Origin of the sequence: Burkholderia sp. RS01 (assembly GCF_039748055.1) — a bacterium.
Taxonomy (GTDB): domain Bacteria; phylum Actinomycetota; class Actinomycetes; order Actinomycetales; family Micrococcaceae; genus Arthrobacter.
Window position 1 is genome coordinate 1 of the sequence record NZ_JBDLAK010000066.1, and the last position, 361, is coordinate 361.

Genomic DNA, 361 nt, shown 5'->3' on the forward strand with positions numbered 1-361 from the left:
CATCGGCGCCTGCAAAACCGCCCTCGCCACCGCAACCCTGCCCGCCACCGGCGGCCTCCGACCCCAGGTCATGGTCACCATCAGCTACCAGGACCTCCTGGACCGCCTCGAAACCACCGCCACCAACGGAGCCCGCTACAACACCACCGCGAATCGCCGTCCCCGGTCCACCGGCGGCAACCAGCCCGGATCCCCCGCGGGCGGGCTACCCGGCACCGCGACCGGCACCGGAACGTTCACCTACACCGGGCCCGTCACCCCCGCCACCATCCGCAAAATCGCCTGCGACGCCGACATCATCCCCATCCTCCTCGGCAGCGAAGGCCGCATCCTCGACATCGGCCGCACCACCCGCATCTTC

The 361-nt window shown here is 70.6% G+C and carries 1 protein-coding gene; it reads left to right on the plus strand.

Annotated elements, in window-relative coordinates; all coding sequences use genetic code 11:
- On the plus strand, positions 1 to 361 hold a 361-nt coding region (locus ABFP37_RS22545), incomplete at both ends, for a hypothetical protein (protein ID WP_347035040.1).